This window comes from Halovenus marina (genome assembly GCF_051414115.1).
GTDB classification, from domain to species: Archaea; Halobacteriota; Halobacteria; order Halobacteriales; family Haloarculaceae; genus Halovenus; species Halovenus marina.
The window spans coordinates 1,518,826-1,535,976 of the sequence record NZ_JBLKNZ010000001.1 but is presented as its reverse complement, the minus strand read 5'-3'; the positions used below and the strand labels follow the sequence as shown (position 1 = coordinate 1,535,976).

Sequence of the window (17,151 nt, the reverse complement as noted above, 5' to 3'; positions counted from 1 at the left end):
AGCCGGGAGTATCGACGAGCGGCTTACTCACTGATAACCCACGGTTGGCACTGGGATTCCTGACTGCGGACTGAAATCGTGGGTTTTCATCCCCTGCAAAGCTATTCTCCGGATCGCTCTATCTTCGAAATCGAACGCAGCGTTCGGAGGAGGAACATCATACTCTTCCGCATGTACGACCACTGGTTGAAGGTCCCGATCAGGTACACGTCAATCGTGGGATTGTACAGCATGAACGCACTGCTCGCACCCAATCCACCCCACGAGTGGAAGCGTTTGAGAAACGGTAATGGGCGGATGCGGACGATGCCGTAGCCGTAGTCGATTCCCTGCCACAGTTTGTTCCACTGCTGCATCTTCTGGAGCGTCTCCTCGGCTACGAGTTCCCCCTCGACCAAGGCCCGATGGAATTGGAATAGTTCTTCTGCGGTGTTTACCGTCTGCCCACCGGCGTAGAATGCGCTCAACGAGGGCACGTCATCCACATCGATCCTCGTTTCGTCGATATAAAACGGGGCCGTGGGAAACTCACTTTCGACAGCAGGGTCAGAGAACGGCGGTAAGTACGAGTGATCCATCCCCAACGGATCAAAGAGGAACTCCTCTAGCGCCTCGTGATACGGTTGCTCAGTTACGCTTTCGATGATCAATCCGAGCAAGTTGTATCCGAACTCGGAATAGTAACAGTCCCCCCCAGGTGGGAAGTGCGGTTCCAGATTTTGTTTTGTCCACTCAATCGTCTCCTCCGGTTCCCATATCCGGTCCGGTTCCGCTAACATCTCGTCGAACAGTGTGTTCCCCTCGGGAGATTCTTCCAATCGAGTGTTCAAGAACATCTTCCCGCCTTCGGGGAGGGAATGCGGGAGTCCAGAGGTGTGACCGAGGAGATGACGGATTCGGATATCGTCTGTGTAGTCTGTGCCGTTGATCGTGTGAAGACCGTCGAGAATTGACTCAGACAGGTACTCCGAGATTGGGTCATCGAAACGCAGTTGCTCGTCGTCGGCGAGCATAGCCACAATTGTCGAGGTAAAGGTCTTGCCAATACTGGCTGCGTAGTATGGTTGCTCTGGAGCGGCTTCGATACCCTCCGTCTGACCGGTGGCTAGGTTCCAGTGAAGGTCACGGCTGTCGGAATGGACCAACAAGTACGCGGAATGGAGGTCAGAGTTGTCTTTGACAGCAGATTGTAACCTCGATTCCAGACGCGATTTGGCTTCTTGCCGTTCCATACTGTTCGAATATTTGAATTTAGGGATGTTAAACGGTGGTATCGTCCCCGACCCTGAAGCGTGTATTCTGCGATCTACATTTCCCGACACCCGGTGGGAAAGATTCGCGATACTCAGTGTGACACAGCGCATCGCAAGGGTCAAATCACGCGTTTGCCAAAGCGCCAGCATGGACGAAACAGAGGCGCTCCGCGCCGCAATCCCCGGGGACGTGGGTCCGCTGGCAGTCGATATCGACGGGACGTTGACCGACCAGAACCGCGCGCTCGACGCGCGGACGCTCGACGTGTTGCGCGCCTGGCCCGCTCCGGTCGTGGTTGCGACGGGCAAGGCGATGCCCTATCCCGTGGCACTCTGTGAGTTTCTCGGCATCGATTCGGCCGTCATCGCAGAGAACGGCGGCGTGGTCGTCATCGAGCAGGCAGATTTCCTGTCCGTTCACGGGAACCCGGACGCTGCAGCGGCTGTTCTCGCTGACTACCGCGAGGCCGGACACGACTCGGGATGGGGGACAGTCGATTTGATCAATCGCTGGCGCGAGACCGAACGGGCCGTCAGCCGCGACCAGCCACTCGAACCGCTCGAAGCGATCGCTGCCGACCACGGACTCGTCGTGGTCGATACGGGCTTTGCCTACCACGTCAAATCCCCCGACGTCTCCAAGGGACAGGGGCTCGAGACCATCGCCACACAGATGACGTTCGCGCTCGGAGACACCGTCGCTATCGGTGACTCCCGGAACGATGTCTCCATGTTCGAGGCAGTGGGAACGTCGATTGCAGTCGGAAACGCGCCCGAATCGGTGCGTGCGGCGGCCGACTACGTCACTGAGGCGACCTACGCGGATGGGTTTCTCGAAGCGATCGAGTGGGTCGGAACGACTGACTGATACCGACTCCTGGCGCTGTGTCTCAATTCGGCTGTCTGACTCGTCCGGTCGATTTCAGGAGGACTTGCGACGTGAGATACCCGGCCACGTCGTAGCTGCCGTCTCCGTGTTCCGTACCACTTTCATTCAGGATAACAGTAACAACCTGTGGTCAAATATGACGAAGTATGCACTGTCTCAAGCAGTTCTTCTGGTCACATTTGTACGGCGACTGGGAGTCAGTCACACGGCTGCTCTGGATATATCTGCATGTGAATATTCTGCTTGCGACCGCTCTCGCCCGGGTACTTCTTCGCCCGCGGCAGGTACGTATTCACGCTTTTGTTGCTTCCATTTCCGGCCGTGTATCTGTACAAGCGATACCAGAAAGCCAGAACCTACATCGTTCACTCGGAGACGCCGATTGAGCCAGGCGAGGAGTACGACCCTGGCGAAGAACGCTCTCGATAAGGTCGCCTGTCTCGGTCCAGTAGTTTCGTCCCGGGGAAGGTTTTTATTCAATCGCCCGTAATTCGGTTGCATGAGCCCGGACAGGGCCGTTCTCGAACGCGCAATCGACGAGGGGGAACGCGAGGGTGGACGCGTCGAGTTCAAAGAGCGACTCACCAAGGATCTGCATCTCTCCGAGGGCCGACTGGAGAGTCTGGCTGCACAGCTTCGACACCGCGTGCTCTCCGGTGACGGCACTGCAACCTACGTCATCGGGATCACCGACGACGGCGGCATCGCGGGCATCTCCCCAGATGCCTTCTCGGAGTCGATGGACGTGCTCTCGATTCTGGCAGACGAGGCCGACGCTCACATCGAGGACGCACAGACGTGGGGTGTCGACGGCGACGGACTCGTCGGCGTCGCGACGATCAGCGAAGGCTCCGTGATGACCGACGACGAACACATCGTAGTCGGAACCGCTGGACACGTCGACCACGGCAAGTCCACGCTCGTCGGGTCGCTGGTGACCGGCCAGCGCGACGACGGGCAGGGCGGAACCCGGAGCTATCTGGACGTCAAGCCCCACGAGATAGAGCGTGGCCTGTCCGCCGATCTCTCGTATGGCGTCTACGGCTTCGACGAGGACGGCCCGGTGCGGATGGACAACCCCCACCGAAAGGGCGACCGCGCCAGCGTAGTCGAGGAGGCAGACAGACTCGTCTCCTTCGTCGATACGGTGGGGCACGAACCGTGGCTCCGCACGACGATCCGCGGACTGGTCGGACAGAAGATCGATTACGGACTCCTGACTGTCGCGGCAGACGACGGCCCGACGCAGACGACTCGCGAGCACCTTGGCATCCTGCTGGCGACGGACCTTCCGACGATCGTGGCGATCACGAAAGTCGATCTGGTCGAGGACGACCGCGTCGCAACAGTAGAGCGCGAAGTCGAGCGACTCCTTAGAGAAGCAGACCGGACGCCGCTCAGCGTCGCTCGACACGGCGCCGAGGCCGCCCGCGAGGAGATAAGCGAGACGGTCGTGCCAATCGTTGCGACGAGCGCCGTCACAGGGCAGGGGCTGGAGACGCTCGACGACTTCTTCGAGAACCTGCCCAAGACCGAGGACCCCCGTCGCAGCGAACCCTTCCAGATGTACGTCGACCGGACGTACAGCGTCACCGGTGTCGGTGCTGTCGCGTCGGGAACGATCCGCTCGGGGGAACTCGAAGCGGGCGACGAACTCCTCCTCGGGCCGATGCCAGACGGCCGATTCCGGGACGTCGAGGTCCGCAGCATCGAGATGCACTACCACCGCGTCGACAAAGCGAGCGCTGGCCGCATCGTCGGCATCGCGCTCAAAGGCGTCGACGAGGAGGAAATCGAGCGCGGCATGGTGTTGCTTCCACGAACCGCCGATCCCAGTCCAGTTCGGGAGTTCGAGGCCGAGGTGATGGTGCTCAATCACCCGACACGGATCGGGTCGGGCTACGAGCCAGTAGTGCATCTGGAGACGATAAGCGAGGCCGCCGCCTTCTATCCCGAGAACGAACAGCTACTGCCCGGCGACACCGGCACGGCGACGGTTCGCTTCAAGTTCCGGCCCTACCTGATCGAGGAGGGCCAGCGCTTCGTGTTCCGCGAAGGACAGAGCAAGGGCGTCGGCACAGTCACCAGTCTCGACCCGGACGCGTGAGTCCGTGCTCACCGACGAGATCGGTACGCTACAGGCCGAACGATTCTGCGAGCACTGAGTCTGACACGCTCCCGTAGACTTCCGTCTCGCCGCCGACGACGTTCACCGTCACCTGTGCGGGCGCGAACAGTTCCATCGGGAGTTCGTCGAACGCCCAGTCGACCGACTCGAAGATTTCGAAGAAGGGTGCGCCGTACTCGTCGTCAGCGATAGAAACCACATCCTCGAAGTTGTCGAAGGGTTCCTCGACGACGAGGTGTGCCTGCCCGCCGTAGGCGACTGCGTCGTTCGTCGCGGCCATCGCGCGCTCCTCACTGTCGGCCACGGGCGCGACGGGTGCGGAGCCAGTCACCGAGAGGATGTCGACTGGGTCGTATCCGAGTTCCATCAGTCGATATGCGGCGAGTTCCGCCGCTCGGGCGGCACCGACGACGCTGCCGGTCACCGACGCACTCGCGTAAGTGGGCATGAACACGCCGCTTTCGGGTACCTCCGAGAGCTCTGCGACGTGACTCGCGACCGCCTCGTCGGGGAGCTGGTCGGACTCGACGACGAGCACGGCAAAGTCGAAGTTCTCGTGGTAGCCGACGCGCTCGAAGACGTCTTCCTGCGCAACGAGCGCCCGCGCCGGGCCGCTCCCCAGCCCCTCGAACTCGTCGACGCTGAGTTCCCAGCCAGCCTTGCTCGAACAGAGTAACGCGAGCGCGGGATGGTCCGTCGACAGTTCGACGTGCGGGATGGGCGCGCCAGCGACGTCGCGCATGTGGGTCCCGACCGTCGCGAGGCCTGCAGTCTGTATCTCGGCAAGCAACAGTCCGGCCTCGATAGACCCGGGGACCCGCACGCCGCAGTCGATCACTGCCGAATCGCCATCCAGCGAGTAGACGTCGACCGCCAACTCGTCGGCGAAATCGATCGCCTCGTCGACGAGTTCGGTCGCCATCCGGTTGAGACTCTCCATACACACGGGTTGGCCGTCCCAGGTTAAGAACTCGGGGCTTTGGAGTTGCACAGACGCAGGGTGTCGGGGTTGTGGCCCTCATCCGACGACTGGCAGATCACCGTGCTGTTCGCGACGGGCGATATCACGGACGAACAACTGCACCTGCTCGACGCATACGGTGAGTAACTCGCCTGCGCAGCCCTCGAATAGTCACTCCCGGTCGCGTTTCGCTTCTCGGCCGAGTTCGTCCTCGACAGAGCGAACCTTGCCGGCCGCGGACTGGTCACTCGTGCGCTTGTCGTCTATCTTGAGGAAGGTGCTCACCCGGTCGCCGTCGACGGCATCGTGGGCGGCGTTCGCGGCAGCGAATATCTCCGTGGCGTCGTCGGCCTCGATGATGGTCCCCATCGGCGTCGTCTCGTAGGCCACGTCGAACTCGTCGAGGGCCTTGACTGCCTTCGCGACTTCCGACGCCATGCTCTCCTCGATGACCGGTGCGACGCTCAGGAACGCGACTGTGGTCATGCGGGGACGTTGGGGCGAACTGCTCTTAACGCTCGGGATGCGATACTGCGGGATGCGCGGGATTCGACAGAGACCGGCAGGCTTTTTCAGTCGAGTCGAGCATGTGCAGGTATGACTGACCGCGGTTCGTACGACGCCGTTTCGCCGCTGGATGGACGCTACGCCCGGTACACCGAGGGGCTGGTCCCCTACGTGAGCGAGCGGGCACTGATGCGCGCCCGCGTCCGGGTCGAGGTGGAGTATCTCATCGCGCTCGCCAATCTCGACGAGACGCCGCTGTCGATATCGGAGCCTCAGCGCCGCCAGTTGCGAGGCCTGTACGAGAACTTCGACAGCGAGGACGCGACGCTGGTCAAACAACTCGAAACCGAAGGATACGGCGAGTACGAGGCGACCAACCACGACGTGAAGGCCGTCGAGTACTTCATCCGCGAGCGCCTGTCGGACGACCTCGACGTTGCGGAGTGGCTTCACTTCGCGCTCACCAGCGAGGACGTGAACAACCTCGCCTACCGACTCCTGCTCAAACCGGCCGTGGAGTCGGTGCTTCGTCCACAACTTGCGACGGTTCGCGACGAGTTGACAGCGATGGCCCGCGAGTACCGGGACTGCTCGATGCTCGCACGCACACACGGCCAACCAGCGACGCCGACGACGTTCGGCAAGGAGATGGCCGTGTACGCGTCTCGACTGGGTCGACAGATGGGTCGGCTGAGCGAAGCGACGGAGTCGCTGTCCGGAAAGCTTGCCGGAGCGAGCGGTACGTACGCCGCCCACCGCGCGGCGTACCCGGACGTTGACTGGCGGTCGTTTGCCCGAGAGTTCGTCACCGGACTCGGTCTCGAACACGAACCGCTGACGACACAGGTCAACCCCTCTGACGACCTGGCGACGCTGTTCGACGCACTCCGTGGCGTGAACAACGTCCTGCTGGATCTGGACGTGGACATGTGGCTGTACGTCTCGGATCGGTATCTTGGCCAGCAGACGGTGGCGGGCGAAACCGGTTCCTCGACGATGCCACACAAGGTCAACCCTATCGACTTCGAGAACAGCGAGGGGAACCTCTCGAAGGCAAACGCCGATCTGTCATTCCTCGGGGAGTATCTCACCCGGTCACGGCTCCAGCGTGACCTGTCGGATTCGACGGTCAAGCGAACGATCGGTGCGGCCTTCGGTCACTGTCTCATCGGCTACGAGAAGACCGAAACCGGCCTCGGCAAGGTCGTCCCGAACGAGCAGGTCATGCAGGATGATCTGGCGGCGAACCCGGCAGTCATCGGTGAGGCAGTCCAGACCATCCTCAGACGAGAGGGTCACGACGATGCCTACGAACAGGTCAAGGCCCACACGCGCGGCGAGACAGTCACGATGGACGATTTCCACGACCTGTTCGACTCGCTTTCGGTTCCCGAGGCGGTGCGCGAGGAGCTATACGACCTGACGCCAGCGGCGTACACCGGGTTCGCGAGCGAACTGGTCGACGACATCCCGGACCAGAACTGAGACAGCGAGGAATTTACGCCAGCAGTCGCTCGACAGCCTCCTGGACCGCGACCGCCGCACGCTCGACTTCCGCGCGGGAGACGTACTCGCGTTCGGCGTGAGCGACCGGTCCCTCGTCGTCGGCGAGTACGCCCGGGCCGAAGACGACAGTCGGAGCGTCGTCGGCGAAGTACGACGCCTCGGTCGCTGCGCCGAAGGCGCGCACCTCTCCGCCGCTCGTCTCCTGAAGCGTTCGCACCAGATCAGCGTCCGCTGGCGTCTCGAACGCGTCGGGAGCAGGCTGTCCGGGTCGAACCGGGCTGACCGTCACCTCGAACGGATCGGGCAGTCGGCCAGCGAGGTGCGCACGCAGACCATCCAGAAACGACTCGATCGTCTCGGGCGGGACCGGCCTGCGGTCGAATTTGATGGTACACTCGGCGGGCACCTGATTGAGTACGTCGCCACCCTCGATGGCAGAGGGAGTCAGCGTCGCTCGCCCGAGCAGGTCGTGTTCGGTCGGTCCGCGCTCCCGGTCGTAGGAATCGAGCGCTTCGAGAATCGGTGCGGCCGCGCTGATGGCGTTCGCGCCGTCGCCCGGATTTCCGGCGTGGGCGTTGACCCCTCGGATCGTGACCTGCCCCTCGAACTGGCCGCGGGCGGCACGGCAGACGTCGAGTCCGGTCGGTTCGCCGACGATGTACCCATCCGCCGAGAGCGTCTCACCGAGATGTGCGCCGCCGGTCTGTGTCGTCTCCTCGTTGGGCGTGATTGCAAGCACCAACGTTCCGGACTCGATATCTGCCCCGAGGAAGGCATCGAGCAAGGCCGCAAGTGGCCCCTTCGCGTCACAGGCCCCGCGCCCGTGTAGCGTGTCCCCGTTTTCGCGTATCGGGACGTGTGGTGCGACCGTGTCGATGTGCGTGTTCAAGACCAGCGTCCGGTCACCGCTCCCACGCCTCGCGAGTACATTTCCGGCCTCGTCTCGCTCGGATTCGACCCCCTCGCGTTCGAGTGTCTCGACCAGCAGGTCACGCATCTCTGCCACGCTGTCGTGTGAGGGCATCTCGACTGCCTGCGTGAGAAAGCCGTTCCGGTCGAACGTCATTAGCTGTCACTCCGCGCCCAGACGGATAGCGATTCTGGATCCCGTCGGACGGAGCGTGACTGCCGTGTCCGCCCTCGACGAGGGCGTTCAGAGAAGCAGATACAGTCCTCCGCCGATGGCGGACAGAAAGGTGGCGGACCCGAGCATCGGGACCTGATCGATCTGCTGGCCGAAGAGCCGTTCGAACAGGCGTCTGACCGGCGGGAGCGCGAAGACGCCGCCGACGACGACGAAGGCCCCGCCGACCGACGGCAACAGCGCCAGTCCGACGACGAGCACCAGCCAGCCGAGCGCATATCCCATCCGGTCCAGCAGGACGCTTCCGGACCCGGACGGCGCGTTCTCCGAGGCGAACTCTTCGAGCGCCGCTGCCGCCTCCTCGTTTTGCGGTGCGCCACAGTGATGACAGAAGTTCGCCGACTGGGGGATCGACCGATCGCACGCCCGACACTCGACCATGTAAGGTATCTTGACCGCCCCCACCCTCAATCTTTGGAGCGATACGTGTCGGTTCGATCCCGTCGCCAGTCCCAGTTGTCACGAGTGAGAATGTGCCCACAGGCTTAATAGCGACTCTGTGTCTACGATGGGACAGTTCAACCCGCCATGTTCGGTGAACGCGGACGCACTCGTCTGGGCATCTCGCTGGTCGCGTGTGTCGTCTGTCTTCTGTGTCTCGCGATCGCGCTTCCCGGAGCGGCGGGCGCGGAAGAAAATACCGTCACTATCGAGGAGGTCACACCCTCGTTCGTCCAGTCTGACCAGAGCAGCGTGACGGTGACTTACACCGCACAGGGGCCGGACATCGGCAACGACGACGTTACGCTTCGGTTCACCGACGTGGCGGGCAACGAGTTCACCGTCGAGGGCACAAGCGGGAAGGAAGTCGAACAGACCGTGGTGATCCCCGGTTCCAGCGACCGTGTGCCAGGACCGTACGACGTGACGGTCGAAACCGGCGTGAAAAGCGACACCGAGACGGAGGCCTTCGAGGTCGCTCCCCGGTACACCCCTGACGACGCCGAGTTCGACCTCACGACGTTTTCGACCAACGCGGGCGACCAGGTGTACGTGAGCGTGACGATGAACGACATCGATGAGGCGTATCTCGTTATCGGCGGCGACCGACCCCTCGGACAACACCAGGTGACGAACTACCTCGACGTGTTACACATCGACAGCTCGACGACGTTCCGGATCAACACTCGCTTGCTCGGAACGGACCGGCCGAACGACGCCGTGTTCTACGACCCCAACGGGGACGTGACCAGTTACACCCACACCTACGGAGCAGACACCCCGGCGGAAGCAACCGAGGAGTTCGAGAACTTCCGCTTCGAGACGGAAGATTACGAGCAGGTCGGGGACAGCCTCGCCGACTTTCAGGCGGCGGTCAACATCACGACGCTCCCGGGGCCGCTTCAGCCCGGAAGCTACAGCATGGCGCTCGCTGACGGCAACTCGTTGATGATCCGCGAGGATGGGATCACCGACCCGAGACAGCCAGTCGACCGGGCCGCGCTCGAACTCACAAAGCCCGGAATCGAGGAGTTGACGGTCTATCGACACCCGACCGGTAACGCGAACGAGATGGATTTCTTCCCGAGTACGATCACGAGCGATCCGCTCGGAGTCAACAACACCGACGAATTGCTCGCGGAGGCCACAGAGACAGACCGCTTCGCCATCGGGGACCGGATCGTTCTCGACATCGAGGCGACGGGGCTGTACGGCGCGTTGCTGGACGAGAATCCGACGCTCTTTCCGCGTCGCTCGCTCGACCCGCCAAGCGGGATGACACCGTCGGAGTTCGGCGCGCTCCTGCGGAATCACGAGGGTGTCGAACTCGAACTCACTGAGACCAATCCCGGTCCCAACAACAGGTCGATGGACGTCGACCTGCTCGATGCGGACGGTACCGACGTGTATCTGGTACCAGCACGGACAACGGACCCGCAGTTTCCGGACCCGGAGGAGATCCAACAGGATACCACCGTCGACGAGACGCTCGAACCGTTCGTCGGTGAGCCAGTCGCAGACCGGTTTCTGGTCGTCATCGACACCCGGGGGGCAGCGCCGTTCGAGGAACCGTTGGCTGGGGGCGAGCGGTTCGAGATAACGTTCTCCTACGAGTCACCACCCGGAGAAACCTATCGGTTTCAGGCGACCGACCATCCGGAACTCCCACCGCCCTTTGACCCGCAGAACACGCCCACCGACGGTGTCGAACACTATCCGTACTTCACCGCTCAGGAGGAGACAGTCTCCGTGAGCGAGACGCTGACCGCCGAGCAACCCCAGGTCGAGTACAACCGGACCACGGCGGACGGCCGACCGATCTTGGAGACAGGCAACGCGACGCTCTCCGGCGTGACGAACATCGCGCCCGGCATCGCACAGGAGATAGACATCATCTTCGACGTGCGACAGGAACCGACGAAAGTCGTCGCGGAGAACGTCAATATTCTGTCCAACGGCACCTTCGAGGTGACTGAAGACCTCTCTGCGATCGACCCGGAGGACGACGTGGAGATCACGTTTCGCGCCTACCAGCGGGTGCTCGACGAGCGTGAAGCGTATCTGATCGAACCGGACGGCGACGCGTCGAACTTCGTCGTCGAACGGCTGGAGACGCGCTCGGAGACGACGGCAAATGAGACAACCGCGAACGTGACGGCCACAATTACGAACGTCGGAGCGATCCGAGACAATCGCACTGTCGAACTGTTCATCGACGACGAGCCAGTCGATAGCGCCCGACTCGATTTGCGCGCCGGGTCGTCAGAGACCATCGCCTTCGACGTTCCGAACGGGGCGTACGGCCCCGGGAACCACGTCGTTCAGGTGCGGACACCCCACGACAACCAGACGCAGTTACTCGTCGTGCAGGAACCGACGACCAACTTCACTATCGAGTCGTTTGCTGTCGACTCGCCGGTGACAGCGGGCGACCCGCTCGCGGTGAACGCGACGCTGCGGAACAACGGTACGGTTCGCGGTCAGCAGGAGGTCAGACTCCTGGTCGGCCAGACCGAACTGGGAACCGAGACGGTCGAAGCGTTCGACGGTGAGACAGTCCGGCCCGCCTTTGCCGACGTGACCGCACAGCTCGACCCCGGCGAGTATCGTCTGACACTCCAGACCGACAACGACGAAGCGACCGTCGACCTCACCGTCGAACCAGCGCCGGGCGAGTTACTCGTCGCCGATCTCTCGGTCGATTCGCCGGTCAGCCCCGAGACGCCCGTCAACGCGACGACGACGATAGCGAACACCGCTGGGTCGGAGCAGAGTGGAACGGTGACGGTCATCCTCGACGCCGAGCAGCGACAAACAATAAACGCCACGCTGGCTGGTGATTCTGAGGAGACGCTCGAGATTGGGGAGGCGATCGGTTCGCTCCCGGCGGGTAACTACTCGCTGACGGTCGAAACGCAGGATGACGAACAGACCGTCGAGTTCGTTGTCGAATCCGAGGGGTCAGACAGGAGCGACGACGAATCTGGAACGTCTGGCTTTTCCCTGTTCGGACTGGGTGTCGGAACCCGAGAACTCGCTGTCGGAACGGCTACCGTCGGCGCGATACACGTTCTCGGTCACTGGGTGTGATGCTGTCCCATCTGAAACGGCGTCGCTGGCTACAGCGCAAAGAGTGCGAGTACCATCCCGATTACGACGACGCCGACCGTCCAGAGGACGATGATAGCCCAGACGTGTTTGGTGTACGTCGTATTGTCGTCGGTCGGCATGATCGTTCTCTCTTGTGAGAGAATGCTCATATCCGACAGTACACAGCCTACATAATAAATCGTATTGTTTATTCTATTACCAATTTCTCAGTTGGATTCGACGCGAGTGACGTCGTCGAGCGTCTCGCGCCGACGGACGACCCGTGTCTCTCCCGCTTCGATGGCGACTTCCGCCGGACGGGGTTGGGAGTGGAACTGATTTGCGAGTTCGTAGCCGTACGCGCCAGCGTTGCCGATGGCGAGCAGATCAGTTCGCTCGGGGCGTGCGATTGGCCGGTCGGTGCAGAACACGTCGGCGCTCGTACAGCACGGCCCGCCGACAGACACCGGTTCGGGCGCTCGGTCGGGTGCTGTCACGTTCCGGATCGGGTGGTAGGAATCAAACATTGCCGGGCGGATGAGCGTCGCGAGCGAGGCGTCCACCCCGACGACTGTCGCCGTGTCCGTCTCCTTGATTGTGTTCACACGCGTGAGAATACACTCCGCGTCGGCAACGACGTACCGCCCTGGTTCGAGGGCCAACTGCACGTCCATGTCGCCCACCGCCTCGCGAACGCGCTCCCCGACCTCCGACATGTCGAGCGGTGGTTCGTCCTCACGGTAGGGCACGCCGAATCCGCCGCCGATGTCGAGAAACTCCAGGCCGACGCTGGCTTCGCGCGTCGTCTCACGTGCAATATTTGCAACTCGTTCGATCGCTGTGCAGTGGTCGTCCAGATCGCCCTGTAGCACGCCACTGCCTACGTGGGCATGAATTCCAACGAGATCGAATCTGTCGGCGATGTCGGCCGCGAGAGTGGGTACCTGTTCGGCCGGGATGCCGAACTTCGCGTCCTTGCCGGTTGCGACCTTCTCGTGGTGGCCGGTACCGATCCCCGGGTTGACGCGGATTGCGACGCGGCCGTCGTAGCCGCGCGCTTCGAGTCTGTCGAAGGTGTCTCTGGCTCCAGCAGTGATCGTCAGCCCTGGGTGATCCTCGCCGAGTTGTGCTGCGTACTCGACGTCCGCTTTGGGTGGGTTGACCGCCGTGTACTGGAGCGTGTTTGGGTCGGCTCCGGCCTGGATCGCGCGCTGTAGCTCGCCGCGTGCGGCACACTCGATGTCCGCACCGGCATCGAGAAGCGTCGAGAGCACTGCCTGACCGGTGTGTGCCTTCGCGGCGTACATGACGTGCGCGTCCGGAAAGGCGGCCGAAAACCGGCCGTAGTTTTCCCTGACGCGGTCGGTGTCGAGGACGTACAGCGGCGTCCCGTGTTCGTCCGCGAGGCGTTCGAGCCGGTCGTGTGGCCAGTCCGCGAGGCGTCGAACCGGCGGCGACGTCTGGTCGGTCATATCTGCTATAGGGACTCGGCAGGATAACAAGGGTTCCCTTTCGGTTCGTTGCGGGCGAACCATCCGAACCACGTCCGCAAACACTGCATTTGAATGCCCAGCATATTGGGCACAATTCTTTACTTCCCGTTCGACGAACAGGAGAGACGATGCGCGAAGCGAACGTGTCAATCGACAACTCGGCGTTCGAGGCGATGGGGATCGAACCGCTCATCGACCTCGGGCGGGAGGCGGGGATCCGAGAGTTCGAGGAACTGGCCTGTCACGGAACCAGCGCCGTCGTGCAGATGACTGTCGAGTCGCGATACGACGAGGAGCAACTCGACGGACTCGACTGTGTCGACCAGTGGGACTACGTCGCCGAAACCGAGACCGGCCACCTGTACGTCATCGCCTTCACCGCGCCGGACCTCCCCGAGAGTCTCACTGAGACCTCGGCGGATCTGGTCGGAACCTGTGACCCGGAACTGGACGAACGGAGCGCCACCATGTCACTCGTCGGCCCGCAGGAGACGATTTCGGACACGATCAGCGAGTACGAGGCTGCCGGTGTCGCTCCCCAGCTTCGAAAACTCGGGTCCTACGAGGGGGACGACCATCCGCTGGACGCGCTGACGGATAGACAGCGAGAGGTCATCGAGACAGCGTTCGAGATGGGGTATTACGAGGTGCCACGCGAGATATCGACCGAGGAGATCGCGTCCGAACTGGAACTCGACCCCTCGACGGTGGTCGAACACCTGCAGCGGGCCGAGCGAAACGTCTTCAGTCAACTTCTGTGAATGTCCGAAAACGGGCACTCCTGCGGTCAGTTCACGAGTGCAGCGGCAAGGTCGGTCGCGTCAGCGAGTTCGAGTGCGACCGTGGCAGCCGGAACTGACTGCGCCCACCGTTCGTACGCCGCTCGGTCCGGAAACGCCTTGACGTACGGACAGATGGCAGCGTAGCCACGTTCGAGGTTCGGTTTCCCATCGGATGGCGGATCCACGTCCGCTGCGATGCCAAACGAGAACACGGCGTCCGCGGGCGTCACCGCGAGACGCTCGGTACCGACGGCTCGCATCTCGATGGATGCCCCTTCGGGACTCTCCGTGTGAATCTCGACCGGGTCGTCTCGCAGCGCCGCGAGTATCACCGCGTCGTAAAAACACAGGAAGTCGTATCGCTCGCCGTCGACGACGCCGTAGTGGGCCGTCTGCCCGTCGCTTACGCAGAGTTCGTCGACGGAGATTGTGTCTTGTTCAGCGTGCTGATTGATTTCGTCGGCCAACTCGCTCAGCGTCTCGACAGACTCGCGTCCGAGAAACCGGCCGAACGCTGTCTGCACCGATTCGGGGAGGTCGGCGTCGAGAACTGGTCCACCTGGTGTCCATCGATCGGCAGTCGATTCGTCTGTCGCGTTCTGTGCTCTGTCGCCACAGCACTGGCACGATTGCTCTGCCATATCCGTACGAACGTCGTCGTCAGCAATCGGCGTGACTCCCATCTTATGGGGGCCATTTAGGTACCCACCGTCAGTTGTCTCTGAGTGCGTCCTCGCGTTCGGTCGCTTCGAGCGTCTCGGTTTCGAGATCCGTCGCGACGACCGCTGGCTTGTACGCGCCGCCCTCGAACATCTCGTGGTCGCTGACCGAGGACTCGACGTAGCGAGTGAACGCACGTCGCTCGGGCGGCAGTTCGCCGTAAACGACCTCCTCGTTTACGAGGTCGTACACTGGAATACGCGGAGTCAACAGGGTGTTCTCCCCGACGACGCTGTCCTCGCCGACGACAAAGCCCGACGTGACGCGACAGCCAGCCCCGAGCGAGACGTTATCTTCGACGATGACTGGCGCGTCCTCGACCGGTTCGAGCACGCCGCCGATGAGCGTGTTCGCACCGATCTTGACGTTTTTCCCGATCTGAGCGCAGGACCCGACCGTATCACAGGAATCTACCAGCGTGCCGTCGCCCACACGTGCGCCGATGTTGACGAAGGAGGGACTCATCATGATCACGTCGGACCCGAGATTCGCGCCGCGGCGGACGACGGTTCCGTCCGGTGTGTTGCGCGACCCGCGCTCGGCCAGCGAGGTGGAGTCGTACAGTTCGAGGACGTCGTTGTAGGCGACGCCGCCGTGCATCTGTGTCGTGATCTCACGCAGACTGAAGTTCAGCAGGACGCCCCGTTTCACCCACTCGTTTGCCTGCCACTCGCCGTCGACGCGTTCGGCGGCGCGTATCTCGTCGCTTTCGAGCGCGTCGAGAAACTCGTCGAGTACTATCAGATCGTCTAGGTCCGCCTCGCCGCCATCCTCCTGCGTTCGCTCCCAGAGTTCGGTCACGTCGGATTGGAGACTCATACGTGTGGTCTCGATGGCTCCGAACTTGTCGGTTGCGTCTCCGGGCGGCGTGAGCGGCCGCGTCGATACGTGAACTCACTCGGAAAGGTCGCGCGCAGTCGAGCGAATTGCGTCGGAGATGACTTCGACACCGATCGGAAGCGACCGCTCGTCGACGTCGAAGGTCGCCGAGTGATGTCCGCCAGGGTGGTCGGTTCCGATGCCGAGATACGTTGCCAGACCGCCGCGCTCCTGGACGCGTTTCATCAGGAAGGTCGCGTCCTCGCTCCCGCGGAACTCGTCCCGTCGCACGATGGAGTCGACTCGCTCATTCGCATCCGCGGCCCGTGCAATCTGGTCGACGAGCTCCTCGTCGCTTTCGGCGCTCGGTGCCTCCGCGCCCTCTTCGATAGAAACGCTACAGTCGTGCATCGACGCGGCCGATTCACACACCTGCGTGACCCGTCGCCGCATGTACTCTCGTAACTCCGTCGTCCCGCCCCGAACTTCCCCCTCGATGAACGCCTCCTCGGGGATGATGTTCGAGGCCGTGCCGCCCCCGACGCGGCCCGCGTTGACGCGGGTTCGGCCGTCGGTGTGCCGAGCGATGCCGTACATGTTCTCGACGGCGGTCGCCATCGCCTGCACCGCGTTTCGTCCACCGTTGGGATGCGCACCGGCGTGTGACCCCTCACCGGTGAACTCCATATCGAGGTGGGCGACTGCGAGGAAGTCGCTGAAGCCGCCCACGACCGTGCCGGTGGGATAGGTGAGGCCGATGTGGACCGCAAAGAGCGCGTCCACGTCGTTGAGGTGGCCGCCCTCGGCGACCGGTCTGCCGCCGCCGATGACCTCCTCTGCTGGCTGAAAGACAACCTTGAGTGTCCCCTCGAAGTCGCTCTCGGCGACGGTTTGCAACACACCGAGACCGATCGCCGTGTGTGCGTCGTGGCCGCAGGCGTGCATGTGCCCGTCGTGGACCGACCGGAACCCCTCTGCCGTCGGGTGGTGACCATCGTCTGCCGATTCGGTTCTTGGGAGGCCGTCGATGTCGACTCTGAGTGCGATCGTCGGCCCATCGCCGCGGTCGAGTGTGGCGAGCGCGCCGGTCAGCCCGCCTTCCATCTGGTCGAGCAGGTCCGGGTCAGCATCCGTCTCCCGGGCACGGTTGAGCCACTCGGAGAGGGTAGCAGAATCCGGAACGCCCTGTCGGGCGTCAGCGTCGAGCAAGTCAGGTCCGAGCGTCACCGCGACGGGCATCTGCTCCAGTTTCTCGACGATCCGTGCCGTCGTGTAAAACTCGCACCAGCCCGGTTCCGGGCGGCGGTGCAGGTCGCGGCGAACGTCGACGAGCCAGTCCTTCGTGCGTTCTGTCGCCATGTCTCGGGCAACGTCACAAACCCACATAAGAACACGCCTTCATCTGCGGAATACGAACA

At 62.7% G+C, this 17,151-nt stretch carries 15 protein-coding genes; 5 read left to right on the top strand and 10 right to left on the bottom strand.

Annotation, left to right across the window (positions count from 1 at the left end; translation table 11 throughout):
- Window positions 1-101: 101 nt before the first annotated feature.
- Window positions 102-1,232 (bottom strand): serine hydrolase domain-containing protein, encoded by a 1,131-nt coding sequence (locus ACMGFL_RS07735; protein WP_436934959.1) that lies wholly within the window; start codon window positions 1,230-1,232, stop codon window positions 102-104.
- A gap of 199 nt (window positions 1,233-1,431) precedes the next feature.
- Between ACMGFL_RS07735 and ACMGFL_RS07730 the strand changes: the two genes are divergently transcribed.
- Entirely contained in the window at window positions 1,432-2,121 is a 690-nt protein-coding gene (locus ACMGFL_RS07730; protein ID WP_436936430.1) for a phosphoglycolate phosphatase, read from the top strand.
- Window positions 2,122-2,641: 520 nt separating this feature from the next.
- Window positions 2,642-4,249 carry a GTPBP1 family GTP-binding protein gene (locus ACMGFL_RS07725; protein WP_436934958.1) on the top strand — a complete coding sequence of 536 codons (1,608 nt, stop codon included), beginning with the start codon at window positions 2,642-2,644 and terminating at the stop codon, window positions 4,247-4,249.
- Between the two features lie 28 nt (window positions 4,250-4,277).
- Here the strand turns inward: ACMGFL_RS07725 and mch are convergent, their stop codons facing one another.
- Together mch and ACMGFL_RS07715 are read right to left on the bottom strand one after the other, a co-directional pair.
- The gene (mch, locus tag ACMGFL_RS07720; protein ID WP_436934957.1) at window positions 4,278-5,210 is read right to left on the bottom strand and encodes a methenyltetrahydromethanopterin cyclohydrolase; all 933 of its coding nucleotides are present in this window, start codon (window positions 5,208-5,210) and stop codon (window positions 4,278-4,280) included.
- Between the two features lie 192 nt (window positions 5,211-5,402).
- Window positions 5,403-5,717, bottom strand: coding sequence for an MTH1187 family thiamine-binding protein (locus ACMGFL_RS07715; protein WP_436934956.1), 315 nt, complete (start codon window positions 5,715-5,717; stop codon window positions 5,403-5,405).
- Between the two features lie 111 nt (window positions 5,718-5,828).
- On the opposite strand from ACMGFL_RS07715, the gene purB reads away from it, so the two are divergent.
- Window positions 5,829-7,223, top strand: coding sequence for an adenylosuccinate lyase (purB, locus tag ACMGFL_RS07710; protein WP_436934955.1), 1,395 nt, complete (start codon window positions 5,829-5,831; stop codon window positions 7,221-7,223).
- 13 nt (window positions 7,224-7,236) lie between these two features.
- On the opposite strand, the gene ACMGFL_RS07705 is transcribed toward purB, so the two are convergent.
- The gene (locus ACMGFL_RS07705; RefSeq protein ID WP_436934954.1) at window positions 7,237-8,310 is read right to left on the bottom strand and encodes a M20 family metallopeptidase; all 1,074 of its coding nucleotides are present in this window, start codon (window positions 8,308-8,310) and stop codon (window positions 7,237-7,239) included.
- 87 nt (window positions 8,311-8,397) lie between these two features.
- A complete protein-coding gene (locus tag ACMGFL_RS07700; protein WP_436934953.1) occupies window positions 8,398-8,769 on the bottom strand; it encodes a hypothetical protein in 372 nt (123 codons plus the stop codon).
- 147 nt (window positions 8,770-8,916) lie between these two features.
- Here ACMGFL_RS07700 and ACMGFL_RS07695 point away from each other — a divergent pair, with 147 nt between their 5' ends.
- Window positions 8,917-11,919, top strand: coding sequence for a hypothetical protein (locus ACMGFL_RS07695; protein WP_436934952.1), 3,003 nt, complete (start codon window positions 8,917-8,919; stop codon window positions 11,917-11,919).
- A gap of 29 nt (window positions 11,920-11,948) precedes the next feature.
- On the opposite strand, the gene ACMGFL_RS07690 is transcribed toward ACMGFL_RS07695, so the two are convergent.
- Window positions 11,949-12,089 carry a hypothetical protein gene (locus ACMGFL_RS07690; protein WP_436934951.1) on the bottom strand — a complete coding sequence of 47 codons (141 nt, stop codon included), beginning with the start codon at window positions 12,087-12,089 and terminating at the stop codon, window positions 11,949-11,951.
- Between the two features lie 57 nt (window positions 12,090-12,146).
- On the bottom strand, window positions 12,147-13,391 hold the full coding sequence (gene lysA / locus ACMGFL_RS07685) for a diaminopimelate decarboxylase (protein ID WP_436934950.1): 1,245 nt from the start codon (window positions 13,389-13,391) through the stop codon (window positions 12,147-12,149).
- A 149-nt stretch (window positions 13,392-13,540) separates the two neighbouring features.
- Between lysA and ACMGFL_RS07680 the strand changes: the two genes are divergently transcribed.
- The gene (locus tag ACMGFL_RS07680) at window positions 13,541-14,173 is read left to right on the top strand and encodes a helix-turn-helix domain-containing protein (protein ID WP_436934949.1); all 633 of its coding nucleotides are present in this window, start codon (window positions 13,541-13,543) and stop codon (window positions 14,171-14,173) included.
- Between the two features lie 26 nt (window positions 14,174-14,199).
- Here the strand turns inward: ACMGFL_RS07680 and merB are convergent, their stop codons facing one another.
- The 3 genes from merB to ACMGFL_RS07665 form a co-directional block, all read right to left on the bottom strand.
- Window positions 14,200-14,835, bottom strand: a complete 636-nt coding sequence (merB, locus tag ACMGFL_RS07675) for an organomercurial lyase (protein ID WP_436934948.1) — start codon at window positions 14,833-14,835, stop codon at window positions 14,200-14,202.
- 70 nt (window positions 14,836-14,905) lie between these two features.
- A complete protein-coding gene (locus ACMGFL_RS07670; RefSeq protein ID WP_436934947.1) occupies window positions 14,906-15,733 on the bottom strand; it encodes a 2,3,4,5-tetrahydropyridine-2,6-dicarboxylate N-succinyltransferase in 828 nt (275 codons plus the stop codon).
- 75 nt (window positions 15,734-15,808) lie between these two features.
- Window positions 15,809-17,092, bottom strand: coding sequence for an amidohydrolase (locus ACMGFL_RS07665; protein WP_436934946.1), 1,284 nt, complete (start codon window positions 17,090-17,092; stop codon window positions 15,809-15,811).
- Window positions 17,093-17,151: the final 59 nt, after the last annotated feature.